The sequence below is a fragment of the Sphingomonas canadensis genome (assembly GCF_026013525.1).
Lineage (GTDB): Bacteria > Pseudomonadota > Alphaproteobacteria > Sphingomonadales > Sphingomonadaceae > Sphingomonas > Sphingomonas canadensis.
The window spans coordinates 65,447-90,553 of record NZ_JAPDRA010000006.1; the positions used below are offsets into that span (position 1 = coordinate 65,447).

21 protein-coding genes are annotated in these 25,107 nt (G+C 67.4%); 10 read left to right on the forward strand and 11 right to left on the reverse strand.

Going from position 1 to position 25,107, the window contains the following annotated elements; translation table 11 throughout:
- Window positions 1-20 precede the first annotated feature (20 nt).
- The 4 genes from OM513_RS13055 to OM513_RS13070 all read left to right on the forward strand — a co-directional run bounded on the left by OM513_RS13055 (window position 21) and on the right by OM513_RS13070 (window position 4,701).
- Window positions 21-1,097 (forward strand): TAXI family TRAP transporter solute-binding subunit, encoded by a 1,077-nt coding sequence (locus OM513_RS13055; RefSeq protein WP_264944853.1) that lies wholly within the window; start codon window positions 21-23, stop codon window positions 1,095-1,097.
- A gap of 85 nt (window positions 1,098-1,182) precedes the next feature.
- Window positions 1,183-1,797, forward strand: a complete 615-nt coding sequence (locus OM513_RS13060) for a hypothetical protein (protein ID WP_264944854.1) — start codon at window positions 1,183-1,185, stop codon at window positions 1,795-1,797.
- A gap of 9 nt (window positions 1,798-1,806) precedes the next feature.
- Entirely contained in the window at window positions 1,807-3,174 is a 1,368-nt protein-coding gene (locus OM513_RS13065) for an MFS transporter (protein WP_264944855.1), read from the forward strand.
- Window positions 3,175-3,210: 36 nt separating this feature from the next.
- A complete protein-coding gene (locus OM513_RS13070; protein WP_264944856.1) occupies window positions 3,211-4,701 on the forward strand; it encodes a carboxylesterase/lipase family protein in 1,491 nt (496 codons plus the stop codon).
- A gap of 92 nt (window positions 4,702-4,793) precedes the next feature.
- Here the strand turns inward: OM513_RS13070 and OM513_RS13075 are convergent, their stop codons facing one another.
- The 6 genes from OM513_RS13075 to OM513_RS13100 form a co-directional block, all read right to left on the reverse strand.
- Window positions 4,794-5,357 (reverse strand): hypothetical protein, encoded by a 564-nt coding sequence (locus OM513_RS13075; RefSeq protein ID WP_264944857.1) that lies wholly within the window; start codon window positions 5,355-5,357, stop codon window positions 4,794-4,796.
- Window positions 5,357-8,227 (reverse strand): TonB-dependent receptor domain-containing protein, encoded by a 2,871-nt coding sequence (locus OM513_RS13080; protein WP_264944858.1) that lies wholly within the window; start codon window positions 8,225-8,227, stop codon window positions 5,357-5,359. Before OM513_RS13080 ends, OM513_RS13075 begins: the two co-directional genes overlap by 1 nt.
- 241 nt (window positions 8,228-8,468) lie before the next feature.
- Window positions 8,469-9,083 carry a hypothetical protein gene (locus OM513_RS13085; protein ID WP_264944860.1) on the reverse strand — a complete coding sequence of 205 codons (615 nt, stop codon included), beginning with the start codon at window positions 9,081-9,083 and terminating at the stop codon, window positions 8,469-8,471.
- A 35-nt stretch (window positions 9,084-9,118) separates the two neighbouring features.
- Entirely contained in the window at window positions 9,119-10,192 is a 1,074-nt protein-coding gene (locus tag OM513_RS13090; RefSeq protein ID WP_264944861.1) for an LLM class flavin-dependent oxidoreductase, read from the reverse strand.
- Window positions 10,189-11,709, reverse strand: coding sequence for an SDR family oxidoreductase (locus OM513_RS13095; protein WP_264944863.1), 1,521 nt, complete (start codon window positions 11,707-11,709; stop codon window positions 10,189-10,191). Before OM513_RS13095 ends, OM513_RS13090 begins: the two co-directional genes overlap by 4 nt.
- Before the next feature lie 51 nt (window positions 11,710-11,760).
- Window positions 11,761-13,068: a sialidase family protein gene (locus OM513_RS13100; protein ID WP_264944864.1), complete on the reverse strand. Its 1,308-nt coding sequence runs from the start codon at window positions 13,066-13,068 to the stop codon at window positions 11,761-11,763.
- A 341-nt stretch (window positions 13,069-13,409) separates the two neighbouring features.
- Here OM513_RS13100 and OM513_RS13105 point away from each other — a divergent pair, with 341 nt between their 5' ends.
- From OM513_RS13105 to OM513_RS13115, 3 genes are read left to right on the forward strand one after another with little or no spacing between them, the layout of a single operon-like run.
- Window positions 13,410-14,471 carry an alpha/beta hydrolase gene (locus OM513_RS13105; protein WP_264944866.1) on the forward strand — a complete coding sequence of 354 codons (1,062 nt, stop codon included), beginning with the start codon at window positions 13,410-13,412 and terminating at the stop codon, window positions 14,469-14,471.
- Window positions 14,472-14,484: 13 nt separating this feature from the next.
- A complete protein-coding gene (locus OM513_RS13110; protein ID WP_264944868.1) occupies window positions 14,485-15,537 on the forward strand; it encodes an aldo/keto reductase in 1,053 nt (350 codons plus the stop codon).
- Window positions 15,498-15,932 (forward strand): VOC family protein, encoded by a 435-nt coding sequence (locus OM513_RS13115; protein WP_264944869.1) that lies wholly within the window; start codon window positions 15,498-15,500, stop codon window positions 15,930-15,932. The genes OM513_RS13110 and OM513_RS13115 overlap by 40 nt, the downstream gene beginning before the upstream one ends.
- A 3-nt stretch (window positions 15,933-15,935) precedes the next feature.
- Here OM513_RS13115 and OM513_RS13120 read toward each other — a convergent pair whose 3' ends face one another.
- The 5 genes from OM513_RS13120 to OM513_RS13140 all read right to left on the reverse strand — a co-directional run bounded on the left by OM513_RS13120 (window position 15,936) and on the right by OM513_RS13140 (window position 22,250).
- A complete protein-coding gene (locus tag OM513_RS13120) occupies window positions 15,936-17,606 on the reverse strand; it encodes a tannase/feruloyl esterase family alpha/beta hydrolase (RefSeq protein WP_264944870.1) in 1,671 nt (556 codons plus the stop codon).
- 56 nt (window positions 17,607-17,662) lie between these two features.
- A complete protein-coding gene (locus tag OM513_RS13125; RefSeq protein ID WP_264944871.1) occupies window positions 17,663-19,186 on the reverse strand; it encodes a carboxylesterase/lipase family protein in 1,524 nt (507 codons plus the stop codon).
- Window positions 19,183-20,007, reverse strand: coding sequence for an alpha/beta hydrolase family esterase (locus tag OM513_RS13130; protein WP_264944872.1), 825 nt, complete (start codon window positions 20,005-20,007; stop codon window positions 19,183-19,185). The genes OM513_RS13125 and OM513_RS13130 overlap by 4 nt, the downstream gene beginning before the upstream one ends.
- 38 nt (window positions 20,008-20,045) lie before the next feature.
- Window positions 20,046-21,332 (reverse strand): MFS transporter, encoded by a 1,287-nt coding sequence (locus tag OM513_RS13135; protein WP_264944873.1) that lies wholly within the window; start codon window positions 21,330-21,332, stop codon window positions 20,046-20,048.
- Window positions 21,333-21,449: 117 nt separating this feature from the next.
- Window positions 21,450-22,250 (reverse strand): IclR family transcriptional regulator, encoded by an 801-nt coding sequence (locus tag OM513_RS13140; RefSeq protein WP_264944874.1) that lies wholly within the window; start codon window positions 22,248-22,250, stop codon window positions 21,450-21,452.
- 84 nt (window positions 22,251-22,334) lie between these two features.
- Here OM513_RS13140 and OM513_RS13145 point away from each other — a divergent pair, with 84 nt between their 5' ends.
- The 3 genes from OM513_RS13145 to dmpG are packed head-to-tail and all read left to right on the forward strand — an operon-like array spanning window position 22,335 to window position 25,096.
- Window positions 22,335-23,126, forward strand: a complete 792-nt coding sequence (locus tag OM513_RS13145) for a 2-keto-4-pentenoate hydratase (RefSeq protein WP_264944875.1) — start codon at window positions 22,335-22,337, stop codon at window positions 23,124-23,126.
- A 3-nt stretch (window positions 23,127-23,129) separates the two neighbouring features.
- Window positions 23,130-24,068, forward strand: a complete 939-nt coding sequence (locus tag OM513_RS13150) for an acetaldehyde dehydrogenase (acetylating) (RefSeq protein WP_264944876.1) — start codon at window positions 23,130-23,132, stop codon at window positions 24,066-24,068.
- Complete coding sequence (gene dmpG / locus OM513_RS13155) at window positions 24,068-25,096, forward strand: 4-hydroxy-2-oxovalerate aldolase (protein WP_264944877.1); 1,029 nt, start codon at window positions 24,068-24,070, stop codon at window positions 25,094-25,096. Before OM513_RS13150 ends, dmpG begins: the two co-directional genes overlap by 1 nt.
- Window positions 25,097-25,107 lie beyond the last annotated feature (11 nt).

Here is a 25,107-nt window from a genome sequence, read left to right on the forward strand (position 1 = left end):
GATTCGGCATGCGGGGGCCATTGGCGCTCTGGTTTGGCTTGTTGCTGCTGGGCGCGATCGCCGCGCCTTCCGCCAGCGCGCAGACGGCGCCGCAGGACGAGGCGGCCCAATGGGAGGATGTCGGCCAGACCGGCTTCGGCACCAAGCGGCTGGTGCTCGCTTCCGCCTGTATCGAGGCATGCCCGTGGGGCGAACTGGGCGATTTCGTCAAAGAGGCCCTGGCCCCTGATGGCTATGAGATCATCCTCTGCCGCAATTGCAACCGGACAGAAGGGCCGCGCATCGTTGCCAGGGCATCCTATCCCCCGCCCCTGGTGGAGGACGATCTGCGCCACGGCACGGTGCGGCGCGTGCGCGCCAAGATCGATTTCGGTATCACCGAAGCGTCGATGCTCGTCTGGGCGCATGCCGGCCAGCACATCTATGCCAAGGACGGCCCCTATCCGGACCTGCGGCTGATCGCGCGGATCGAAGACCCCACCTATCTGCTCGTCGCGGTGAAGCCCGAGCTGGGTATCAAGAGCCTGGCGGAGGTGCGCGAGCGCAAGCTGCCGGTCCGCATCATCACCGATTTCCAGCCCACCGTGATGCCGGTGCTCGAATATTACAGGCTCGACCGCAAGAGCCTGGAAAGCTGGGGCGGCGCGCTGATGCCCCCGCGCGATATCACCGCCGATACGCCGTTCGATATCGTCATCTCCAGCCTGGCCAGCCCGGCGAACAACCCCGAATCGGCATTTTGGACCACCGTTACGGTAGGCCATAAGCTGCAGTTCCTTGACCTGCCGGAAGACCTGCTGGACCGGCTGGTGAAAGACACCGGTATGGTGCGCACCAAGGCCCGCTGGGGGCTCTTGCGCGGCGTAGACCGCACCATCCCCACGGTGGGCCGTTCGGGGGAAGTGATCTTCGCGCGCACCGACATGCCGGACGACGTCGCCTATGCGATCGCACGCGCGGCGGATCGCAACCGCGGCGAGCTCAAATGGTTCGTCCGGCCCTATTCGATCGATCCGCTCACTGTGGCTGACGGCAAGGGCGTGCCGCTGCATCCCGGCGCCGCCCGTTATTACCGCGAGAAGGGATATATCGACTGAGCCCGCCGGGGCAGGCCCCGCGCGCGGCCGAAAGGTGCGCCCGGCCCGCCCGCCACCGGCCTTCCCGCACGCGCGGAACGAAGGAATGACGATGCCGATTTCCAACCTGTTCAAGGCCGTCGCGGCCGTCACCGGCGCGATTGCGCTTTATCTGTTGTTCTTCGCGACACTGGATACCTTCATTTTCTTCGGTCTGCCGATTCTCGCCGGAATCGCTGGCGCGCTGGTGCTGCGCCGGATGGACCCGCACCGGACAAGCGCCGATCACCTCACGGACGCGCTTCGGATCTATTGGGGGCTTCACCTGCTCTGGTCGTCGGCCCGCTATTGGTTCGGCGATGTCCAGCCGCCGATCCCGCATCCGGTGGGCGGCCCGTTCGTCGCCTCGCTCGAAGCGATGGGGCTGTACCAGGGGATCAAGGCGCTGGAAGGCGTCGTCGCCATTCTGCTGCTCGCCAACCGCTTCGTGCCGCTGGCGCTGGTGGTGGAGATGCCGACCAGCTTCAACATATTCTATCTCAATTTCTTCATCACCGCCGCGCCGCGGCAGTTGATCACCGGCCCGCTGGAGATCGGAGCCAACTGCCTGCTTCTTCTGGCTTATTTCCGCTACTACCAGCCGTTCCTGGCGGCCCGGGCCTATGCGGCCCCGCCCAGCTTCCTTGGCGAAAGTGCCATCGATCAGCCCACGAACCCCTGAGGAACCTCGATGCACGCCTCCGATAGCGGCCCTGGCGGCCCGAACGATCTCACCCGGCTGATCGACGATGCGCCGTGGAGCGGATACCAGAAGCTCGTCCTGGTCTGGCTCGCGCTGGTCTTTGCGGTCGACGGGCTGGCCAACCAGTCGCTGGGCATCACCCTTCCCGCGATGATCGCCGACTGGAAGGTGCGGCCCGACGTCTTCGCCCCCGTCACCGCCGCCAATCTGACCGGTGTCGCGCTGGGCTCCGTGATCGGCGGCCTGCTGGGGGATCGTGTCGGGCGCCGTTGGGCGCTGATCGGATCGATCCTGCTGTTCGGCGCCGCCACGGCATGTGGCGCGCTGGCGCAGCAGCCGATCGAACTGATGATCATCCGGCTGATCGACGGCCTAGGCATCGGCGCGGCGATCCCCAACGGCGCTGCGCTGATTTCGGAATTCACCCCCGCGCGCAGGCGCGGACGCGCGATCGCGATCGGCATGGTGTTCATCCCGATCGGCGGAATCCTGGCCGGTGGGCTGGGCGCCACGATCCTGGAGATGCTGGGCTGGCGCACCGTGCTGGTGACGGCGGGTGTCGTGCCGATCGTCCTGGGCCTCAGCTTCATCGCCCTGCTGCCCGAATCCCCCGCCTTCCTGCTGCGCGCAGGCAAGCGGCAGGAGCTGGACCGGCTGCTCGCGCGCTGCGGCATCGCCGGCACGGCAAGCAGGGAGTTCGTGATCCCGCCGCTGGAAAAGGCAACCGCGCCGATGCGCGTGCTGCTGGTGCCCGAAGTGCGCCGCGCCACGCTGTTGCTGTGGGGCGGCTTCTTCACCTGCCTGATGGCTTCCTACACGATCTTCAGTTGGGTGCCGACGATGCTGCACATGCTGGACTTCGATCTGACGATGACCAGCCTGGGGCTTACCACCTTCCACACCGGAGGCGTCATCGGCGCGCTGTTCAGCGGCCTTGCGCTTGATCGTAAGGGGTTCAGCACCACGCACATGGCACTCTCGGGTGTCGCGGCGATTCTGGCGCTGACGCTCGCGCTACTGCTGGCGGGCGACGTGCGAGCCGCCGCGGTGATATTCCCGACGATGCTGGCGCTCGGCTTCTGCATGTCGGGCCTCCACAACACGCTCTATACACTCGCCGCCAATACCTATCCCACGGCCGCGCGCGCCACGGGTGTGGGCATGGCGGCGGCGGTAGGGCGGCTGGGCGCTGTGCTCAGTTCGTTCACCGGCGTCCGATCGCTGGAGATGGGCGGCTCCTTCGGCTTCTTCGCAATCGTCGCGCTGCTGCTCGCCTTGTGCGGCCTTTCCGGCTGGGCGGCGCGCGGCGCGCGGCCAGGCTCCGGCGAGCCCTCACCCAAGAGGGCCCAGGCTTAGCTTCCGGCCCACCATCCAGCCCAAGGGGGAATCACCATGTTGCGCTCGACCTGCTCCGCCATCGCACTGATGCTGCTGACGCTGCCGGGGGCGGCGCCGGCCGCAGCGCAGCCCCCAGTCCCGCACGTGAGCGTGGCGCAGGGCAAGCTCGCCGGGAGCAGCGCCGACGGCGTCCGCCGGTTCTTCGGCATCCCCTTCGCCGCGCCGCCGGTCGGCGATCTGCGCTGGAAGGCACCGAAGCCGGCCGCGCCCTGGGCCGGGGTGCGCGATGCGTCCAGCTTCGGCGCCACCTGCATGCAGAGCCGCTTTCCGGGCGAGGATGCCGGTGCCCGCCCGCCGATGAGCGAGGATTGCCTGACGCTCAACGTCTGGACGCCCGAGGGGGTGGACGGACCGATGCCGGTGATGGTGTGGATCCACGGAGGCGGCTTCATGGCCGGGTCCAATCGCGATCCCGCATTCGACGGCACGGCCTTCGCGAAGAAGGGCATCGTGCTGGTCACGATCAACTACCGGCTCGGTGCACTCGGCTTCATAGCGCATCCGGAGCTTAGCGCGGAGGCGCCCTATCGTTCCTCCGGCAACTACGGCATGCTGGATCAGATCGCCGCGCTGAAATGGATCCGCGAGAACATCGGCGCGTTCGGCGGCGATCCCGGCAATGTCACCATTTTCGGCGAGTCCGCCGGCAGCACCGCGATCAGCATCCTCCAGGCCTCCCCGCTTGCGAAGGGCCTGTTCGACAAGGTGATCGGCGAAAGCACGTCGCAGTTCGATCCCGACGGCGGGCTGATCGGGCGCAAGAATCTGCGCCAGGCGGAGGAATATGGCAAGGCGTTCGGTGAGAAGCTCAACGCTCCATCGCTGGCAGCGTTGCGGGCGCTGAAGCCGGAGCAGATCCTGGCCCAGCCAACCTTTTTCTGGCCCACCGAACGCGACGGATATCTGCTGCCCGACATCGTCTACAACCGCTTCGCCCGTGGTGCGCAGAACGACGTGCCGACGCTGGTCGGCTCCAATTCGGACGAGGGCGCCACGATCCGCATGGACTGGATCAAGCGCGCGCAGGCCGATCCAGCCTCCTATGACCGCATCTATGGCGGCGAGCCGGACCAGCTCAGGCGATCCGCCACCGATGCCGTCCAGTGGCAGATGCGAAGCTGGGCAAGGCTGCAGGCGCGCACCGGCAAGAACAAGGCCTGGCTGTTCTGGTTCGACCAGCCCTGGCCCGGCCGCCAGCAACTGGGCGCGTTCCACGGCGCCGAGATCGTCTATGTCTTCAAGACGCTGGAGACCGAGGACCAGCCGTGGACGGACGGCGACCGCAAGCTTTCGGCACTGATGTTCGATTATTGGGTCAATTTCGCGCGCACGGGCGATCCGAACGGCGCAGGGCTGCCGCATTGGCCCAGCTATAGCGAGGCGAACCCCATGCTGATGCGGCTGGCGCCCGATGCCGGCGCGATCCCGGAGCCGCGGGCGGAGGCGCAGGCGTTCCTGGACGCCTATTTCGACGCCCGCAGATAAGGCGGGGGACCGGCGTCGTCCTGGCTTCGCCCGGACGGCCCCGGCGCCTTACGCGACGCGCCGCCAGCTTGGGCCGGAGGCGGCGCGAGATCCTAATGCAACAGCCACAAGGTTAGGTAGGTGACTCCTGCCGCAGCCGCGACGCCGCCGGCCGCGGCCAGGATGTGCCCGATCCCGGCGATCGGGCGCGCCCCGCCCTGTCCCAGCACCGGCGCACCGGCATGATAGGCCAGCATCGCCCGGTAACGATCGAGATGCCCTAGCGACATGATCGCGTTGAGCGCTATGATCACCGCGCTGACCGACAGGCCGAAGCGGGTGAGATGCGATCCGTTGACATAGGCGATCATCAGCGTGATCGGCCATGCCCCCACGATCGCCAGCGCGGCGAACCGGTCAAGCAGCAACGCCAGGCCGATCACGATCTCGAGCAGCTTGACGATGGTCATTACGCCCGATTCCGCCAGCGCGGGCACGAGCCCCGGCCCGGGCAGGACCGAACGATCGAAATAGAAGCCGAACCAGTAGTTCAGCCCGTGGAACAGGAACCAGCCTCCATAGAAGAACTGGCAAGCATAGGCGAAACCGGTGAACGCATGGCGCTCACCGGTTCCTCCCATCCCGTTCGACGCGGTTGCGCCTGCGGGTTCAGCCATCAGAACTTCTTCGAGATCCCGAAGGAGAAGAAGCGCCCGAGCGAGCTGGAATAGCTCGGGTCGAAGCGGATCGGCGAACCGCCGGTGTTGACCACCAGCGGCGGCTTCGCATCGAACAGGTTCACCACGCTGGCCGAGAGCTTCAGCCCGCCGAGCAGCGAGTCACCGTCACCGAAGCTGTAGCGCAGCGACAGGTCCACCGTAGTGTACGAGTCGATGTTCAGATACTGATCCGGAACCGATGCCGGCAGGAAGGTGCGGGTGATCTTGCGGCCGTTCACATAGTTGATGAACGTGGTCGCGCCGAAACCGTCCTTCTGCAGGCCGAACTCCATCCTGCCCGCGAAGCGCGCCGGATAGCCGAAGTGGTTCACCTCGTCCGCCAGCGGTGCGGCCGGAACCGGCGCCGACTTATAGTGGAAGGTGTAGTTTGCCTGGCCACCGATGTTGAACGTCGCCCACGGCGATTCGATCGCATAATCGAAGCTGAAGTCGAGGCCGTCGGTCTTCACCACGCCGCTGTTGTTGCGGCGCGCGTCCACGATCGCGATGATCGTCGTCGGATCCGGCGGAGCGCCGAGATACGGCAGGTTCGGATCGGCGGTGATCGAGTTCCAATAGCTCACGAACTGCGCGAGCGTCATCGTCGCCTTGCCGGGGAAATAGTTCGGGTTGAAGACGATGAAGTCGTCATATTGGCCCGAGCTCAGCACGCCGCCGATCGGCGCGTTATACGCCGCGGTGTCGATCTTATCGGTATAGACGATGTTGTAGTAGGTCAGCGACGCATGCAGCCCGGAGATCGCCTCCGGAGCGATGTCGACGCCGAACGACCAGGTTTCCGCCTGCTCCGGACGCAGGTTCGGGTTACCGCCGATCGGATAGACGTACAGGAACGAGCCATTGGCCGGGGTCAGCCCCACGGCGGTGCCCGTGCCGGTGCGCGGCAGGAAGCCGGCGGTGGCGTATTTGTTCACATCGACCAGGCTCGGCGCACGGAACGACGTGCCATAGCTGCCGCGGAACGTCACGCCCTGGACCGGGACGTAGTTCACGCCGATCTTCGGGTTGGTGGTCGATCCGACGTCGCTGTACTTGTCGTAGCGAATGGCCGCGTCGATCTCGAGCCGCTCGATGCCCGGGATCGCGTTGCCCGATCCGAAGACCGGCACGAACATTTCCGCATAGCCCGACTTGACGCTGCGCTGGTTGGAAACCGGGATCGCGGTCACCACGCCGACATTGTCGGTGCGGGTATTCGAAATCTGGCCCGTGCCCGACAGGAAGTCGTGGTGATACTCGCCGCCCACCGCGACGCGCACATCCCCGCCCGGGAGCGAGAAGAGGCTGCCGCCCACGCTGCCGGTGAAGCCGTAAAGCTCGAACTTCGACCCGATTTCCGTGAATGCGCGGAAGAGGTCCACCGTCGCGTCGGAATTGCAGTCGAACGCGCTGCCGTCGCAGAACGGATTGAGGTACGGCACGCCCGCGGGCTTGGCGGTGCCCGCAACCGTGGCGCCCAGCGCACGGTTCAGGCCGTTGCCGTTAATCAGGTTGTCGGTGCGGCTGTCGCCCTCATCCTCGCTGTAATAGCCGGTGAGGTTGGCGTGCCAGCTTCCGCCGAAATCGACGTCGAAGCCGCCGGACAGCGACCAGAGCTGCTCATAGCCGGTGGCGGTCGCAGGACCCAGATCGTACAGGAAGTTATAGGGCACCAGCACCGTGCCGCTGGCCGGGCAATCCAGCGTCGCGCTGTTGTCCGCCTTGCCGACAGCGCAGGGGCTGAACGGGTTGGTGTTGGGAACGCTGAGCGTCGCCGTCTGCGGGATGCCGTCCAGCTTGTATTCGCGCCGCGAGAAGAAGCCGTCGGCCTTGAACTTCACCGATGCGCCCAACTCCTGCTCGAAGCTGCCGACAACGGTGTTGCGCTTGCCGCTGGGAACCGCGTCGGCGCCCGTCCACGGGTTCATCCGGTTCGCGGTGGTCGTCAGGCTGCCGAGCGTGATCGCCGAGCCGTTCTGGCCCGCGGGAATGCCATAGGGCGTGCCGTTGTTCGCGAACTGCACGTTGGCGGGGTTCGAGAACAGCGGGTTGAGGCCCCCGCCATAGGCGGACAGGTCGCTGTTATAGAGGTCCGGACGATCATCAGCCTCCAGCGCGGTCCGCTTCTGGTATTCATAGGCCACGAAGATCCCGCCGGTGTCCCAGCGGCGGCCGAAGCCGACCGACCCGGTATATTCCTGCACCGAATCGGCGAAGCCGGCGCGGAACTGAACCTCCGCCACGTCCTCCGGACGGCGGATGATATAGTTCACCACGCCCGCGATGGCATCGGAGCCGTAGATCGCGGAGCCGCCGTCGGCGACCACCTCGATACGTTCCAGCGCGATCGCCGGAATGTTGTCGGCGTCGAACAACTGGCCATTCGGGCCCTGCGGCGCCACACGATGGCCGTTGACCAGGCTCAGCGTGGACGCGGTGCCCAGACCGCGCAGGTTCACCGATTTGGCGAAGAAGGTGTTGAGCGAAGTGTTCTGGATCACCGAACCGCCGGACTGATCATTCGATCCGCCGAAGTTCACCACCTGCGGCAGCTTGCGCAGCGCGTCGTTGGTAGTGGTGACACCCAGCTCCTCGATCTCGTCACGGCCGACCGGGATAACCGCGGAGCCGACCGGATTGATGCCCTGGATTCGAGTGCCGGTGACGACAATTGCGTCGCCGGATTGCGCCGCGGCGCCCTCCTCTTCCTGCGCCGCCTCCTGCGCGAGCGCAGGCGACGCAACGCTCAGGCCGAGCGCGAGCAGCGATGTCGAGACGCACAATCTGGCCGATCCGGCCAAGCGGCGCGTCGAACGTAATGCAACCATATGCAACCTCCCCCAAGCTAACGCGCCACTTCTGACTGGTGGCGACCTCTTTCACACGCGGGGCGGCCCGCCGCCCGGCGAGTATCCTAGATTATATTTGATTTTGAATATTCTTTATGATGGCGATTGTCAAGCGAGGCGAAGCGGCTCCGCGTCCCGTTCAAGAGGGCATTGATCGCACGAAAAATGCCCCCCTCCATAAAATGGATTTCCAGTAAGCTATTATTATGATTGTCTTTTTTCACAGCGCAGCCCCAGGAGCACCCTGCGCGCCCTGAAACCCGCCCGTTCCATTCAGGGGCGGCGCCGCGCGGGCGCTCGCAACCAGGAACGGTCGATAATAGCCGAAATAGAGCAGGAGCAGCACCACATTGACGCCCAGTTCGGTCGGGCCGGTGGCGAGACCGCTCGGCCGCGCGGTGACGAAGGTGTTGAGATAGAAGATCGTCATGCTGGTGGGCACCTCCAGCACCAGCGCGAGCGGCACGAAGCGATTGCCCAGCAGCGCGATGCCCACGACTCCCTCCAGCGTCTTGATGAAGGGGAAGGCGCCGATCGCGACCAGCGATGCGACGAACGGGCCGCCCAGCGGGTGATGGATCACCGGCTGCATATCGGTGCTCCAATATCGGATGCAGGACCAGAGCAGGTGGCCGCCGAAATAGATGCGCAGCACGTCCGTCACCTGATCGACGGTGCGCCAGTCGGCACGGCGCGCGCTGTTCCAGAAGGCGACCGCGACCCCGGCGATCATCGGCAGGCCGAAGAACAGGAAGGAATCGAAACTGAGCAGCAGGAACGCCGCGCCGCCCGCGCATACGATCGCCGCGAGAACCAGTTTGATACCCTTACCCATATTGCCCCCCTCCAAAACGTCCGCACCCGGCGCGCTCATTTCCGCAGCCCCGCCTGCACCAGCAGCGGCGCGACATCGCGCATCCAGGTCTGCAGGCCTTCTTCATAGTTGACGAAGGTGAGGACGATTCCGTCCGCCCCCGCGGCGGAGAATTCCGCCAGCCGGTCCACGATCATCGCCGGGGAGCCGACCAAATGGACGCCCCCGAATCCGCCCAGCACCTTCTGCCGCGCCAGCCGAGCTTCCGGCCCGCCGCCCTTCGGAACCAGGTTGGGCGGCATCGAATCGAGCACCGCCAGATCGCCCTTCTCCTCCAGCACATAATCGCGGAAACGCTCAGCCTCGGTCTGGGTCGGCCGGCAGATCACCCAGCAGGAAAGCCATATCTCGAACTCGCGCCCGAACTCCTCGCGCCCCAGCCTGCGCAGGTCCGCAAAGCGGCGGCGGATGTCCTCGATCGGCTCGCCCTCGCTCACGCTCTGGAAAGCGATGTCGGCATATTTGGCGGCGAACCGCGCGCCGGTGCCCGACTGGCCCGCCTGCATGATCGGCGGATGCGGGTTCTGCAGCGGCTTGGGATTGGACTGGCCCTTCACGATGCGGAAGAACTCGCCCTCGAAATCGAACTCCTCCTCGCGCGTCCACAGCAGCTTGACGATGTCGATCCACTCGGCCGCGTAGCGATAGCGGCTGTCGTGATCCATCATCGGCGATCCGAACATCGCGAATTCGGGCGGGAACCAGCCGCAGACGAGATTGAGGCCGAAACGTCCGCCCGAGATGTGATCCGCGGTCACCATCTGCTTGGCGGCCACGATCGGGTGGATCACCGGCACGTGGACGGTGGCGAATATCTGCGATTGCCGGGTGATCGCGCCCACGCCGGCTGCCCAGCTCAGCCCTTCATAGTTGGTGCCGCAATAATTGGTCACCCCGCCCAGCCCGCGCCACCGCGCGAGCGGCACCTGAAGCTCGAAGCCAGCCTGTTCCGCGAGCCCCGCGACCCGGGCAACGGTGGGCCAGTCGAGCCGGTGGCGCTCCTCGGCAGTAGTGGCGGTGAAGCCGCCATCCAGGTTGAAGCCAAAGGTGCCGAGCTTGAGCCGGTTCATGCCAGGAACTCCACCAGCTTGCGCCAGTGCCGCTCGCCCCCTTCGGGATGGTAGGAGGCGTCTGCGATCGCAAAGCCGTGATAGGTGCCGGGATAGACCTCGATCTCATGCGGCCGCCCCGCGTCCTCCAGCGCGGCGCGCAGCCCCGCGATATGGTCCGCGGTCATGAAGGCGTCGGTCTCCGCGCATCCGAAATAGAAGCGCGCCCGGCTCTCGCCGACGAGGTTGTGCGGACTGTCCGGCCGGCCCATCACCATGTGCCCGCCGTGGAAGACGGCGACGGCATTCACCCGATCCGGATGCGCGGCCGCGGTCCAGATCGCCATTGATCCGCTCATGCAATAGCCGACACAGGCTGCCGGCCCCTCCGCCGCTTCGGGCCGCGCGGCCAGCGCCGCCAGCCACGCGCCGGAATCGCGCTCGATCGTCTCCTTGGTCAGCGTTCCCGCCATGCTTAGCAGCCGCCCGAATTCGCCCGAATTCTTGACCGAAAGCGGCGGTTCGACGGGCGGACCCAGCCGGTGGAACAGATTGGGCAGCAGCACCGCGTGCCCGGCATCCGCCAGCCGCTGCGCCATCGCCTTGAAAAGCGGGCGCACGCCCATGATGTCGGTATAGAGAAGCACGGCCGGCCACGGGCCGGCCCCCTCGCGCGGGGTGAACAGCCATGCCTGGGAGGTGCCGTCCGGCGTCTCGATCGCCAGCTCCTCGCCCTGTGCGGCGGGCAGGGTTTCCGGCTCCGGCGGAGCGGCGAATACGGGTTCGCTGCCGAACGACATGCCGATGCCCAGCGTCTGCCCGCCATCGACGACGATATTGGTTCCGGTGATGTAGCTGGATTCGTCGGAGGCCAGAAACACCGCCAGCCCCGCCACATCCTCCGGCCGGCCGATCCGTCCCAGCGGAGAAGTCCGCACCTGCTTGTGCATATTGTCGTTGGGATCGCGCAGCAGATCCTTGAACATGTCGTTCGCGATGAGGCCCGGACTGATGCAGTTCGCGCGGATTCCCGATGGCCCGCCCTCCAGCGCCATGTGCGCTGTAAGGCCGATCACACCGGCCTTGCCCGCCCCGTGTGCGGCCATGGGCATGTCGCTGCCGCGCGATCCGATGATCGATCCGGTGTTGATGATCGACCCGCCGCCCCGCGCAACCAGGTGCGGCCAAGCCGCGCGCGTGACGAAGAATAGGATGTCCAGTTCGTACTTGAGGGTGAAGTGCCACGATGCTGTGCTCATGCCCATCAGCGGGCCGATCCGGCCCAGCGCGGCGTTGTTGTATAGCACGTCGATCCCGCCATAGACCGCCGCGGCATCGTTCACCCAGCCGGTGGCGGCATCCTCGTTGGAGAGGTCAACCGGCGCCATCGCCGTCATCTCCCCGCCTTCCGCCCGCACCAGCGCGACCGTTTCCGCGGACTGCGCCTCTTTCATGTCGCACCCGACGATCCGCGCGCCCTCACGCGCGAAAGCGAGCGCCGCCGCCCTGCCCTGGCCCCCGGCGGTGCCGGTGATCAACGCGACCTTTCCCGATAGACGTCCGCTACCCAAATCCACCCTCCAAACCGTTCAATTGTGAGCCGCAACCAGCGCGGCGAGCGGCACGCGGCCGTAGAAGACCTGTCCGGTTTCGCCCGATCGCCAGTCGGTCCATGCGGCATGCACAGCGTCCGGCCCCACCGCGACGACGTTGATGAAGTCGCCGCGCGCCGCATAATCCTTGGCCAGCGCTTCCGGGATCGCCGATGGTTCGCTGGAAAGCTTCACCGCCGGGCCGAATGCGCCGCCTTCGCGCGCCGCCGCGACATAGCTGTCGTAGCTGCCGTCGGCACGATAGCCGCGCCACATCAGCACCAGCGTGCCGCCCGGCGCGAAGGCAAGCGCCGGCCGCGAGGCGCGCACTATGCCTTCGGGCGGTGCTGCCGGTGCCGCGATCTCGCGCCAGGTCTCTCCGCCGTCTGCTGTGATCCGTACCGCCGGGCTTTCCCGTCCGCCCGGCACAAGCGCCAGCGCATAGACACCCGCCCGCCCGGGATGTGCCGCGATCGGCGGATAATGCACCAGCGAATCAAACCCGTCCGCGACGGTAACCAGATGCCGCTCGAATCCGGCGCCGTCCGGCGTACCCGTGGCGAACACGACGCACAGGCATCCGTCCTCATGCCCCGGAGCGGCCCCCGCCAAATAGGATATCGCCAGCCGCCCATGCGCCGCGAGCAGATGCCCATCCCAGCGCTGCGGCCATCCCGGCGCCCCGAAAGCGCGGATCAGACCCCAGCTCTTACCGCCGTCGCCGGACTGGGCGTAGAATCGCTGCGAATGGAGCGCGTCACCCGGGGGAGCCGGAAAGCCGCCCGAAAGCGTAATCCGGCCGGTCTCCGGATCGATCACACCGCGCGCGCCATCCCACGGCACCAGCGTTGCCGCGACCGGCACGGCAGGGTTCGCCACGAAGCGCGCAGTGTCGCCGGTCGCGATCGCCGTCGAAACCGGCGACCAGCTCGCGCCCCAATCGCGCGACAGCCGCATCACCACACGGCCGGCGGCCATCGCATGATGCGCCTCGGCATCCTGCGGCAGCACGCCGGCCAGCGTGGCGCCAATCAACAGTGCGCCGCCGGCGCCGATATCGACGAAGGGCGCGTTGCAGACCGGCATGTCCGCAACGTCCCAGCGCAGCGCGACGGTGGAAAAGGTCTGCCCGCCGTCGGCGGAGAGCGAGAGATGGCACTGCATCGCGCGATAACCGGGCGTCGCCGGGGTCTCGGCCATCACCAGCGTGCGCCATATCACCGCTACCCGGGCGGGGTCGCGCGGATCGACAGCGATGTCCGGAACCGATGCGGAAAGGTCTGAACCGCCGGGGCTGAGGCGCATGTCGCTAGCATGGCCGCCGCTTGCAGCATGCTGCGCAGCATAGGACGTGCTGGCGGCACCCGCAGGGCTGCCCGCGGCCGCGCACGCAATGCCCATAGCCGCCCAGACGGCACGCATCACACCCCTCCCGATCGATCGTCTATTTATCTTAGCTGTAAGATACTACAAAGAGACATGCGGGGCCAAGCCCGAATTGAAACCGATTGCGCATTTCGCCGCGATCGGGGCACCATTCGCGACACGAAGGCCGCGAAGCCAGGAGAGGAAGGGAGTTCGTCACCATGAAATGGTTCGATCGCAAATCGCAGCGGCGCTGCGCTCGCGCCTTGGTTCTTTGCCTGGTGACTCTACTGGCTCGTCCGCTGCCCGCCGCCGCGCAGCAGGATGCCCCCCATCCCGTCGTGATCGAGGACGACGGAACGGTGGTGATGCCGCCAATCCGGGTGCCGGTTTCCGCCTATCTGTCGCCGGAGGCGAAGGCCTATCTGGCGCAGCATCTGAAGGACATGCAGGACCCGCGATCGAAGGAGCTTCCCGATGGCGAGGTGCCCTTCTTCCTCGCGCCCTATCTGGCATCGCAGCAGGCGCAATTCCGGCTCGACGTGAAGGCGACCCGGATCGCCGGAGTTGCCGCGCTGGTCTATACGCCGCGCGACGGGATCGCACCCGGAAACGAGAAGCGGGTGCTGATCAACCTCCACGGCGGCGGCTTCATGGGCTGCTATCCGGGCTGCGCGAAGCTGGAATCGATGCCGATCGCCGCGACGGGCCGGATCAAGGTGGTCACGATCGACTATCGCCAGGGACCGGCGCACCGCTTCCCCGCCGCCAGCGAAGATGTGGCCGCGGTCTACCGCGAGCTGCTCAAGACCTATTCGCCGCGCAACATCGGCATCTATGGCTGCTCGGCGGGCGGGATGCTGGTGGGCATGTCGCTCGCCTGGTTCGAACGCCACGGGCTGCCGATGCCGGGTGCCGCAGGCGTCTTCTGCGCCGGAATGACGCTGGTGGAGGGGGCCGGATTCGGCGGCGACGCCAGCTATGTCGTGGCGCCGGTGGGCGAGGCGAACCTGCCCGCGGAGCCGCCGCCGCCGCTGGGCAAGGGATTGCCGCCAATCCCCTATCTGGCCGGGGTGGACATCCACGATCCGCTTGCCGCCCCCGCCAATTCGCCGGACCTGCTCGCGAAGTTTCCGCCCACGCTGTTCCTGACCGGCACGCGCGCGTTCGAACTGAGCTCAGCGGTCTATTCGCACGGGCGCATGGTGAAGGCCGGCGCCCAGGCCGAACTGCATGTGTGGGACGGCATGTTCCACGGCTTCTTCTACAATCCGGACGTACCCGAATCGCGCGACGCCTATGACGTCATCGTGCGCTTCTTTGACCGGCATCTTGGGAAATAAGGACTTTACAGCAATGCGTTACAAGCTGTTCGGCAGGACCGGCCTGCGCGTATCCGAAGTCGCGCTGGGCACCGGCACCTTTGGCCAGACCTGGGGCTGGGGCGCCGATTTCGAAACGAGCAAACTGCTGTTCGATCGCTTCGTCGATGCCGGCGGCAACCTGTTCGATTGCGCCGACGGATATCAGAACGGCGAGGCGGAAACCTACCTTGGCAAGCTGATCGCTCGCGACCGCGACGCCTTTGCCGTCTCCACCAAATACACCACCGCGGGCGGCGCCAAGGCGCTGCTGAAGACCGGCAACAGCCGCAAGGCGATGATGCACGGGATCGAGGGCAGCCTGCGCCGGCTGGGCACCGATTATGTCGATATCTTCTGGGTCCACCTGTCCGATCTGGTGACCCCGATGGAGGAGATATTGCGCGGGCTGGACGATGTGGTGCGATCCGGCAAGGCGCGCTACGCGGGCATATCGGATTTCCCCGCCTGGCGAATCTCGCGCGGTGCCGCCATCGCCGAGATGCGCGGCTGGACGCCGGTTTCGGCCGTGCAGATCGAATACAGCCTGGCCGAACGCAGCGCCGAACGCGAATTCCTGCCGATGGCGCAGGCGCTGGGCATGGCGGTGGCGGTGTGGTCGCCGCTGGGTGGCGGGCTGCTTTCCGGCAAATACCGCCGCGGCGAGGAAGGACGGCGCCAGCGCGGCGGCGGCGCGGTGCGCGCGATCTCGCCGGAGCGCGAAGATGCGCTGCTCGATGCGGTGGAGGCTGTGGCGGCACAGACCGGGGCCACGCCCGCACAGGTGGCGATCGCCTGGGTGCGCAGCCGCGAGCTGCCCGGTTCCCCGCTGATCCCGATCCTGGGCGCGCGAACGGCAGAACAGCTTGAGGAGAATCTGGGCGCCGTCGCACTGCGGCTGGATGCGGAGCAACTCGCCGCGCTCGACGCCGCGAGTGCCATCGTGCTGGGCTTCCCGCACGACCTGCTGGCCGGGGCGGGCATGCGCGCGCTCCATTCGGCGGGGCAATGGGGGCAGATCGACCTGCCTCCGCAGCCGGCGGCCTGATCGCGATGCTGTACCATACCTCGCTATGCGTCGCGGACGTGCCCCGCGCCGCGGCATTCTATGACGCCATGCTGGCGCCGCTGGGGATGCGGCGCATCTGGGATCTGCTGCCACAGGCGGTGGGTTTCGGCAGGGAGCGCGGCGAATTCTGGCTGCAATCGCCCGAGCACCAGCCGTTCCTGAACATCACCCGCAACGCCCATTTCGCATTCGGCTGCACCACCGCCGGGCAGGTGGCGGCGGTGCATGACGCGGCGGTGGCGGCGGGCGGGCGCAGCGTAACCCCGCCCTCGGCCCATCCGGAGATCGGCGCCGATTATTTCGCCGCGATCGTCGAGGATCCGGACGGCCACATGGTGGAGATCATGCGCCTGCGCACGCCCGCCGCGGGCTGAACGTCACCGTCCCTTCGGCGGGGCGCCGCCGGTCATGCCGGCGCCCACCCAGTCGAAGTGGTCGTTGGGCTCCTGCTTCGGCCGCACCGGTTTGAAGTTCTCTGCGGCATTGATGTCGCCCTTGCCCTTGTACTTGGCCATCACGGGATAGGGATAGACCGGGCGGGTGCGGACCTTGCCATCGGCCAGGACCGCGGCACCGACGATCGCGTCCGGCGCCGATCCGCGTTCGACCCAGGTCACGATCGCCCCCAGCATGTCGTGCTCATAGGCTATGTAGCCGCCGGAGCAGTGATAGACCCCCGGCAGGAAATAGACGCGCAGGAAGGGATGGGTTCCCGCGAAGCCGCCCATCGTGTCGCGGACGTTCTGGTAATAATCCTGCAGGATGTGCGATCCGCCGGCGTTGTCCGCCTCTCCCTGCCACATGATCAGCTTGCCGCCCGACGCCTTGAACGCGGAGAGATCGGGATTGTTGGCGTTGTAATATCCGCCCTTTTCCATCAGGTCCGCCACCTCGGCCTTGCCGGGCGCCCAGCTCTGCCAGTCGAAGTCCTGATGGCTCTCGCCGCCATAGATCATGAACTTGATCTGGTTCGCCGCCAGATCCGATCCGCGCAACAGGAAGCTGCCCGGCTGCGCCCACAGCAGCTCCGAGCCATAGGGCTCACCGCCGAAGAAGAGCTGCCTGCCCTGGGCGTCGGTCGCGCCGCGATAAAGCGCCGCCATGACCTCCGCCTGACGCGGGGTGAGGCAATCCTCCGCCTGCCCCGGCTTGCACATGATCGTGCGCGGATCGAAGCGGCAGGCGCGCGCGCTGTCGATCTGCCCGTCCACCAGCCCGTCCAGCCCGTCGCACGCGGCCATCACCGCCTTGTGCAATATCTCGGTCGAACGCTGGGTCAGGATGAGCTGCCCTGCCTCGTCGCGGGCGATACGCGCTTCGTGGATAATGCGGGTGACACCGCCCGTGATCCACAGCGCAGGGGCGCCCGCGACGATCCCGTCGAAATCGCCGGGGTAGCGCTGCGCCTCCATCATCGCCTCGCGTCCGCCGTTCGAGCAGCCCATGAAATAGGAATAGGCGGGCTTGCTGCCGTAATAGACGGCCAGGATCTCCTTTGCGGTGACGGCCATCACATGCGCCGCACGATAGGCGAAATCGATCCTGAGCTGCGGGTCATAGGCCGCCCACAGCGTGTCCATCGGCGCAGGCCCGACGTGGCCGGAGTTGTTGAAGCTCACCGCGAAGGCGCCGTCGAAGGCAACCTGATTGTCGCACGAGGGCGAGACGGTCTTGTAGATCACGCCGCACGCACCGCCGCATCCGCCCTGGAGATAGCGGCCGGTATAGCCGCGCAGGGGCAGGTGGAACTCGAACTGGATCTGCGGCGCGATGATGCCCCTCACCATGCAGAACTGCCGCCCGTTCTCACGGGTCTGCAGCTCGGTCGCGGTGATGCGGGCGGGTGCGCCCTCGATGCCGAGGAAATTCTGCGCCGCGAGCGCGTCGCAACCCATCACCGGCAGGATTTCCGCGCGTTCGGGCAGCGGGGTGAACACCACGGGCGGCCGGGGCGCCGCCTGCACCCCCGCCAGCGCCGCCGCGCCGTCCGCCGCGAATGCCACCATGGCGGCAAGCATAGCCAGCCCCGCCGCGATCCGGTTCCGCATCGTTCCTCTCCCTCGCCATCGCATGCGCGGCCGCCGATCCGGCGCACCGCCCGTTGTCATTCCTTCGCGCCGGAACCCGTCGCGCCATAGTGGCGGCGGCCGATCAGTCCGATCAGCGCCGCATCGCGCGCGAGCGTCTCCGCCGCGCCATCGGTGCCGAAGCGCAGGTATTGCCCCGGCGCCGCGCCCAGCGGCTTCCAGACCGGCAGGCCCGGGCCGTTGGGATCGCCCGTGCGCATAAAGTTGATCCAATAGCCCGGCACCAGCGCGCGTATCCGCGTGTCCGCCACGGTATCGCCATCGGCCGCGGCAGGAGGCTGGGTGCCGAAGACATATCCCAGTTCCGCACCATGGCGGGCAATGCGCGGACGGCCGTCCGATACCGGCGGCGCATAATCGAACAGGTAGCGATAGACCGGTGCCCGGCCCGTCCGCGCCTGAAGCCCGGACCAGGTGGCTGCGGGGAAATCGCCCCATTCGCGGTTGGTGAGCATCCAGCGCAGGTCGGTCGGATCACCCTCGCCCAGCGCAACCGCCACCGCGCTGGCCAGCGCGCCATATTCGCGCGCGATATCCGTGCGCAGCGCTTCGGCGGTGATGGCAGGCGGGCGGCCGAATTCCTGCGCGGTATTGCCGATCAGCATCGGCACGTCGTTCTGGCGCCCGGCGGCATAGATCGCGTGGACATCGGCGGGCAACAGCCAGCCGTCGATATTCGGCTCGAACTTCTCCGCGTCGCTCGCGATCAGCTTGTCGAACGGCAAGGTGCGCAGATCGGCCAGGCTCGCCGCGCCCCGATCGCGCATCAGCGCCAGCCCCAGCCGCTCCGCCTCTGCCAGCGGCGGCGCGCGGCGGACGCCGAACGAGGAACCCGATTCGCCGATCGCACGGTGGAAAAGCCCCTTCGCCAGCGGCGATGCGGTGAGGATGTTGACCGTCTCCGATCCCGACGATTGGCCGGCGATGGTGACGTTGCCCGGATCGCCGCCGAAACGCGCGATATTGGCGCGCACCCATCGCAGCACGGCCACGGCATCCAGGATGCCATAGTTGCCGGATGATCCATGCGGTGATTCTGCGCTCAGTTCCGGCAGCGCGAGGAAGCCCAGCGGGCCGGTGCGATAGCCGAAGCTGACCAGTACCACGCCCCTGCGCGCCAGCTCCGCCCCGTCGAACAGCGGGATCGCCGCCGATCCCCCGCGAAAGCCGCCGCCATAGATCCACAGCATCACCGGCCGCTTCGCCCTGGCGCCAGTCCCGGCGGTCCAGACGTTGAGGTACAGGCAATCCTCCGACATGCGCGCGCGATCGGGAAAGGCGCCGGGGCAATCCGAGGCGAAGCGCGCCGCATCGCGCACCGCCTTCCAGCGCGCGGGCGGCTGCGACGGGCGCCAGCGGCGGTCCCCCGTGGGCGCCTGGGCATAGGGAATGCCCTTGAAGCTCAGCACACCATCCGCCACCGTGCCCCGCACCGGGCCATCGGCGGTCACGACGACCGGCCCCTCCCCCGCGCGCGCCGCATGCGGCAGGCACAGGAGAAGTGCGGCGGCGGCCCTGATCGTTGCGGCGAACCGGCTCATCGGGCGCAATCGCTAGCGGCGAAGAAAGCGAAGGTCTCGGTCAGATAATCGACCCAGGCGGAGGCATGCGTCCCCTCCGGCACGATATGCACCCGCGCGTTGACGCCCGCCGCCTTCGCCCGCGCCGCCAGCGCCTCGATATCCGCAGGCTTGGCGATATCGTCCTTCCCGCCGTTGACGAACAGCACGCCGGAAATGGTGCGCAGCGCCTCCACCGGATAGTCGCGCCAGGGCGGCCCGTCGCTGGGCGATATCGCACACCAGCTATCGGGCATCTTGCGCGCGAAATGCAGCACGCCCGTCATCCCCATCGAATTGCCCATCAGGTAGATGCGCTGCGGATCGATGCTGTAATCGGCCTTGGCACGCGCCAGCACGTTGAGCACGTCGGCCTCCGCCAGCGCGCTTTCGGCCTGCGGCGTCATGGCCAGCGGCTTGTTCCCGCGGCCGAGCGTGCGCGGCAGCGGCAGGTTCGCGCCGTAATCAGCCATGCCGTTATAGCCATTGGGCGAGACCACGACGAAGCCGTGCTTCTCCGCCTCCTGCTGGAGCTTGCCGCCGGCATCGGTGAAGGGCGCGTCGGCGGTGCCGCCATAGCCGTGCAGTACCACCACCAGCGGCCAGCGCCGCTCCGGCGTCCATCCGGCGGGCAGGTAGACGCGATAGGGGATCTGCTCGCCCCCCGCCTGGGCCATGGCATAGGTCAGCCGCAGGTCCTGCCCCGCCGCCTGCCCCGCGGCCGGGGCCGCCGTGAACGTGAGCGCCGCGATCAGCGCGCCCGCCGCGCCGCCTGTGCGCTTCCAACGTGACCACGATGCCATAGCCTTCTCCTAGCTCCTTCCCGCGCCGGCCCCGAAGGTCAGGCGGCCTCCTCTTCCGTGCTGATCCGGCTGATCGCCGGGCCGAGCATGATGAAGAACACCGCCGCGGCCGCGATGGCGACCGGCGCGGTCAGCAGCGAATAGCGCACCGCCAGCTCGCCGAATCCGGCCATCGGCCCGTCGTTGAGCCTGCCCACCAGCCACGGCCCCACGCTCTGCCCGATCAGGCCGAAAAAGAAGAGATAGATTCCCATGCCCGTCGCCCGGATGCGCGGATGCAGCAACGCCAGCACCAGCGGGAAGGTACACGGGGTGGTCGCCGCCATCGCCGCCGTCTCGATCGCCAGCCCGATGTGCCACCACAGCGGCTCCTGAGCCAGCAGCAGCATGAGTTGCGCCGGAACCATCGCCACGCAGCACAGCACCGGCCCCCAGGCCAGCCACCGCCGGTCGTAGCGCATCAGGAACGCCACCAGGAATCCGGCTGCGAAGGTGGCGATCACACCCACGCCGCCCTTGTAGGCGCTCAGCAGCAGGCTGGTCTCCTGCGCGCCCAGGCCGTGGACCCGCGTCATGAAGGTCGGCAGCCACATCACCATGGCCGAATAGTTGATGTTGAGCAGCGTGCCGGCGATCACCATCAGCCAGAAGGGCGGCGACCGCAGCGCCTGGATTGCCGCGGCGCGGATCGGCAGCGCGTCGGCATCCGCCTTCGCCACGCTGCGCTCGGGCTCGCGCACCACCGCCAGCATGACCAGCGTAACGGCCAGCCCGATCGCGCCCATCGTGAAGAATGCCATCCGCCAGCTATGGTTCGCGACGATCCAGCCGATCATCGGATAGCAGGCCATCATCGCCAGCGGCCCGCCCGCCGCGAACACGGACATCGCCAGCACGCGCGAGCGGCCCTTGAACGTGTCCCCGATCAGCGCCGAGGTGGGCGCCATGTTGCTGGCCTCCCCAGCGCCCAGCGCCATGCGCGCGACCAGCAGCGTGGCGAAGCTGCCCGCGAAGCCGGTGGCGATGGTGACCAGGCTCCAGAAGGCCAGCCCGCTCGCGATGATCCCGCGCCTGCTAGTGCGATCCGCCAGCCAGCCAAGCGGAATGCCCATCGTGGAATAGACGATCACGAAAGCCGGCCCCATCAGGAAGCCCAGGCTGGCGTCGGACAGCGGGATATCCGCCCGGATCGACGGCAGCAGCAGGCCGAACATATTGCGATCGACCGTGTTCAGCCCGACGATCGCGGCGAGAATGAACAGCGACGCGATCGCGCGCACGTCGGGCCGCGCGCCCCCCCGCTGCTCGGGTGCCATCGGCGTCATCGCTCCTCCCTCGCCCACGCCCCAAACGTGGTAGCATATTTTGTTAGTCAATTATGCGAGGTGCTACGCTACAAACCGCGTGCGGACAAGCGCCCGGGGCGATGCCGGTGCAAACTTTCAGGGGACAGGGGATTCCGTGGCAACCGTGGCCCGGACCTCGCCCGCCGCAGCGGCGAAGCGCGCCGCGATATCGTGCGCGCAGCTACGCAGCCGGCGTGCCCAGCGCTCGAATCCCAAGCCCGCAAAGCCGCCGGGATCGCCGGAGAGCGATATGGCGAACTGCCCCTCGCCAACGCACAGCGGCACCGCCACACAGGCCAGATCGTCCGCCATCTCGCGATCGTCGATCGCATATCCGCGCCTTCGCGAACGATCGATCTCCGCCTTCAGCGCGGCGGGATCGGTGATCGTGCGCTGCGTAAGCCGGACGAAATCGCCGCGCAGATAGGCGGCGATGCGATCTTCGGACAACCCGGTCAGCAACGCCTTGCCGATGCCGGTGCAATAGGCCTCCAACTGTTCGCTCTCGCGCGTGAAGACGGCATGGCCCCCGGTCTTGACCAGATAGGTCACCATGTCGTTCTCCAGCATCCCCAGATGCGCGGTGCCGCCGAACGCCGCCGCGAGCCGTGCCAGGCGCGGGCGGGCCTGTTCGATCAGGTGCCGGTGCGGCACGACCTGGGCCGCCAGGCGGGTCAGCACCGGGCCACCCGCGTAGCGGCCGCGCCCGATCCGCGCGACGAACCCGCGATCGGCCAGCAGCGCGACAAGCCGCCGCCCAGTAGAGGGCGCGAGCCCCATCGCGGCACAGACCTGCGATGCCGGCTGGCGGCCGCCATCGTGCGTGAGCGCCTCGACCAGATCCAGAGCACGGGCGATCGACCGGGCGCCGGCCAGCGAGGATGTTCTCGATTCCATATGCTCACATTATGAGCTTAACGGTCCCGATCAAGCTTCCCGCGCCCGTGGCCCTCCCCTAATCTGCGCGACGAGGAGAGTGAGATGGCGACAGAGCTAGACAGCAGCCCCGAGGGCATGGCCGAGCGGCTGCGCACTGCCTATGCCGGCGCGGCGGTGGCGCCGTTGCGCGACGGGCTGGAGCCAGGCGATGGCGCGGGCGCCTATCGCGTGCAGGATATCAACACCCGCTTCTGGACCGGCCAGGGCCGCCGCATCGTCGGCCGCAAGATCGGGCTGACCGCCAAGGCCGTGCAGGCGCAGCTTGGCGTCGACCAGCCGGACTACGGCGTGTTGTTCGGCGACATGGAGATCCCCGATGGTGGCGTGCTTCCCGCCGCCTCCGTGTTGCAACCCAAGGCGGAGGCGGAGGTGGCGCTGATCCTCAACGCCGATATCACCGCGCCGGACGCTGGACGGGCAGAAGTCGCCGCGGCCACCGAATGCGCGGTCGCCGCGATCGAGATCGTCGACAGCCGCATCGCCGACTGGAAAATCAGCTTTGCCGATACGGTGGCGGACAACGGCTCCTCCGCCTTCTTCGTGCTGGGCAGCGAACGCCATGGGCTGGAAGGACTGGACCTTTACACCTGCGGCATGGCGCTGGAGCGCAACGGCGAACTGGTCTCGCTGGGGGCCGGCGCCGCATGCCTGGGCCATCCGCTGGAGGCCGCGGCGTGGCTCGCCCGCGTGATGGTGGCGAACGGCACCCCGCTGCGCGCGGGCGACATCGTGCTCACGGGCGCGCTTGGCCCGATGGTCGCCATCGCCCCCGGCGACAGGCTGACCGCCGCGATCGGCGGACTGGGAAGCGTTTCCTTTTCGGTGGGGGCCTGAGCGATGCGGAAGGTAAAGGCCGCGATCATCGGATCGGGCAACATCGGCACCGATCTGATGATCAAGATCATGCGAAACTCGGAGCGGCTGGAGATGGCCGCATTGGCGGGCATCGATCCGGCGTCGGACGGGCTGGCGCGGGCCGCGCGCATGGGGGTCGCCACCACCCATGAGGGGATCGATGGGCTCCAGAAGCTCGACGTCTGGCCGGACATCGGCATCGTGTTCGACGCGACCTCCGCGGGGGCGCACCGGCGGCACAGCGAGGTGACGACCGGCGCGGGCAAGGTGATGATCGATCTGACCCCGGCGGCGATCGGCCCCTATGTGATACCGGTCGTCAACGGCGACGCGCATATCGACGCGCCCAACCTCAACATGGTGACCTGCGGCGGACAGGCGACGATCCCGATCGTCGCGGCGGTCTCATCGGTCGCCACCGTCCATTATGCGGAGATCGTCGCCTCCATCGCGTCAAAGTCGGCCGGGCCGGGCACGCGCGCCAACATCGACGAGTTCACCGAGACGACCAGCACCGCGATCGAGCGGGTCGGCGGCGCCGCCCGGGGCAAGGCGATCATCATCCTGAACCCCGCCGAGCCGCCGATGATCATGCGCGACACGGTGTTCACGCTTTCCAGCGGCGCCGACGAGGCCTGCATCGAACAGGCGATCGTAGAGATGGTGGCGCGGGTGAACGCCTATGTCCCCGGATACCGGCTGAAGCAGCGCGTGCAGTTCGAGCGCTTCGGATCGAACAACCCGGTCCGTATACCGGGCCTGGGCAGTTTCGAGGGGATCAAGACAAGCGTGTTCCTGGAGGTGGAGGGCGCGGCCCATTATCTGCCGGCCTATGCCGGCAACCTGGACATCATGACCTCCGCAGGCCTCGCCACGGCCGAGCGGATCGCCGCGCGGCGGCTGGAAAGGGAGGCTGCGTGATGCCCGTCGATCCCGCCGTGGACAAGCTGTACATTCAGGACGTGACGCTGCGTGACGGCATGCACGCCATCCGCCACCAATATGGCATCGATCATGTCCGTGCGATCGCCCGCGCGCTGGACGATGCGGGCGTGGACGCCATCGAGATCGCCCATGGCGACGGGCTTAACGGATCGTCCTTCAACTATGGTTTCGGCGCGCAGACCGACTGGGCATGGATCGAGGCGGTGGCCGACGCCGTGGAACGGGCGGTGGTCACCACGCTGCTGTTGCCCGGGATCGGCACGGTCCACGACCTGAAGCAGGCCTATGCGCTGGGCGTCCGCTCGGTGCGCATCGCCACCCATTGCACCGAGGCGGATGTCGCCAGGCAGCATATCGAGGCGGCCCGCAACCTGGGCATGGATACCGTCGGCTTCCTGATGATGAGCCACATGATCGAGCCGGACGAACTGGCGCGGCAGGCGAAGCTGATGGAGAGCTATGGCGCCACCTGCATCTATGTCACCGACAGCGGCGGCGCGCTGGACATGGACGGGTATCGCGCGCGCTTCGAAGCCTATGACCGCGTGCTGAAGCCCGAAACCCAGCGCGGCGTGCATGCCCACCACAATCTGTCGCTGGGCGTCGCCAACAGCCTGGTCGCGGTGCAATCGGGCGCGATCCGGGTCGACGCCTCGCTGGCCGGGATGGGCGCGGGCGCCGGAAACGCGCCGCTGGAGGTGTTCGTCGCCGCCGCCGCGCGCAAGGGCTGGAACCACGGCTGTGACCTGTTCAAGCTCATGGACGCGGCGGAAGAGCTGATCCGGCCGCTCCAGGACCGCCCCGTGCGCGTGGACCGCGAGACGCTGAGCCTGGGCTATGCCGGGGTCTATTCCAGCTTCCTGCGCCACGCGGAAAAGGCGAGCGCCGACTATGGCGTGGATACGCGGGCGATCCTGGTGGAGCTGGGCCGCCGCCGGATGGTGGGCGGACAGGAGGACATGATCGTCGATGTCGCACTGGACATGATCGGCGCGCGCGGCTGAACGGAGGGCGC

Bases quoted from the DNA above. Each gene is read 5' to 3' on its own strand.
- OM513_RS13060 (WP_264944854.1), top strand. From the start codon at position 1,183: ATGACGATGCCGATTTCCAACCTGTTCAAGGCCGTCGCGGCCGTCACC.
- OM513_RS13065 (WP_264944855.1), top strand. From the start codon at position 1,807: ATGCACGCCTCCGATAGCGGCCCTGGCGGCCCGAACGATCTCACCCGG.
- OM513_RS13070 (WP_264944856.1), top strand. From the start codon at position 3,211: ATGTTGCGCTCGACCTGCTCCGCCATCGCACTGATGCTGCTGACGCTG.
- OM513_RS13075 (WP_264944857.1), bottom strand. From the start codon at position 5,357: ATGGCTGAACCCGCAGGCGCAACCGCGTCGAACGGGATGGGAGGAACC.
- OM513_RS13080 (WP_264944858.1), bottom strand. From the start codon at position 8,227: ATGGTTGCATTACGTTCGACGCGCCGCTTGGCCGGATCGGCCAGATTG.
- OM513_RS13085 (WP_264944860.1), bottom strand. From the start codon at position 9,083: ATGGGTAAGGGTATCAAACTGGTTCTCGCGGCGATCGTATGCGCGGGC.
- OM513_RS13090 (WP_264944861.1), bottom strand. From the start codon at position 10,192: ATGAACCGGCTCAAGCTCGGCACCTTTGGCTTCAACCTGGATGGCGGC.
- OM513_RS13100 (WP_264944864.1), bottom strand. From the start codon at position 13,068: ATGCGCCTCAGCCCCGGCGGTTCAGACCTTTCCGCATCGGTTCCGGAC.
- OM513_RS13110 (WP_264944868.1), top strand. From the start codon at position 14,485: ATGCGTTACAAGCTGTTCGGCAGGACCGGCCTGCGCGTATCCGAAGTC.
- OM513_RS13115 (WP_264944869.1), top strand. From the start codon at position 15,498: ATGGGGGCAGATCGACCTGCCTCCGCAGCCGGCGGCCTGATCGCGATG.
- OM513_RS13120 (WP_264944870.1), bottom strand. From the start codon at position 17,606: ATGCGGAACCGGATCGCGGCGGGGCTGGCTATGCTTGCCGCCATGGTG.
- OM513_RS13125 (WP_264944871.1), bottom strand. From the start codon at position 19,186: ATGAGCCGGTTCGCCGCAACGATCAGGGCCGCCGCCGCACTTCTCCTG.
- OM513_RS13130 (WP_264944872.1), bottom strand. From the start codon at position 20,007: ATGGCATCGTGGTCACGTTGGAAGCGCACAGGCGGCGCGGCGGGCGCG.
- OM513_RS13135 (WP_264944873.1), bottom strand. From the start codon at position 21,332: ATGACGCCGATGGCACCCGAGCAGCGGGGGGGCGCGCGGCCCGACGTG.
- OM513_RS13140 (WP_264944874.1), bottom strand. From the start codon at position 22,250: ATGGAATCGAGAACATCCTCGCTGGCCGGCGCCCGGTCGATCGCCCGT.
- OM513_RS13145 (WP_264944875.1), top strand. From the start codon at position 22,335: ATGGCGACAGAGCTAGACAGCAGCCCCGAGGGCATGGCCGAGCGGCTG.
- OM513_RS13150 (WP_264944876.1), top strand. From the start codon at position 23,130: ATGCGGAAGGTAAAGGCCGCGATCATCGGATCGGGCAACATCGGCACC.
- dmpG (WP_264944877.1), top strand. From the start codon at position 24,068: ATGCCCGTCGATCCCGCCGTGGACAAGCTGTACATTCAGGACGTGACG.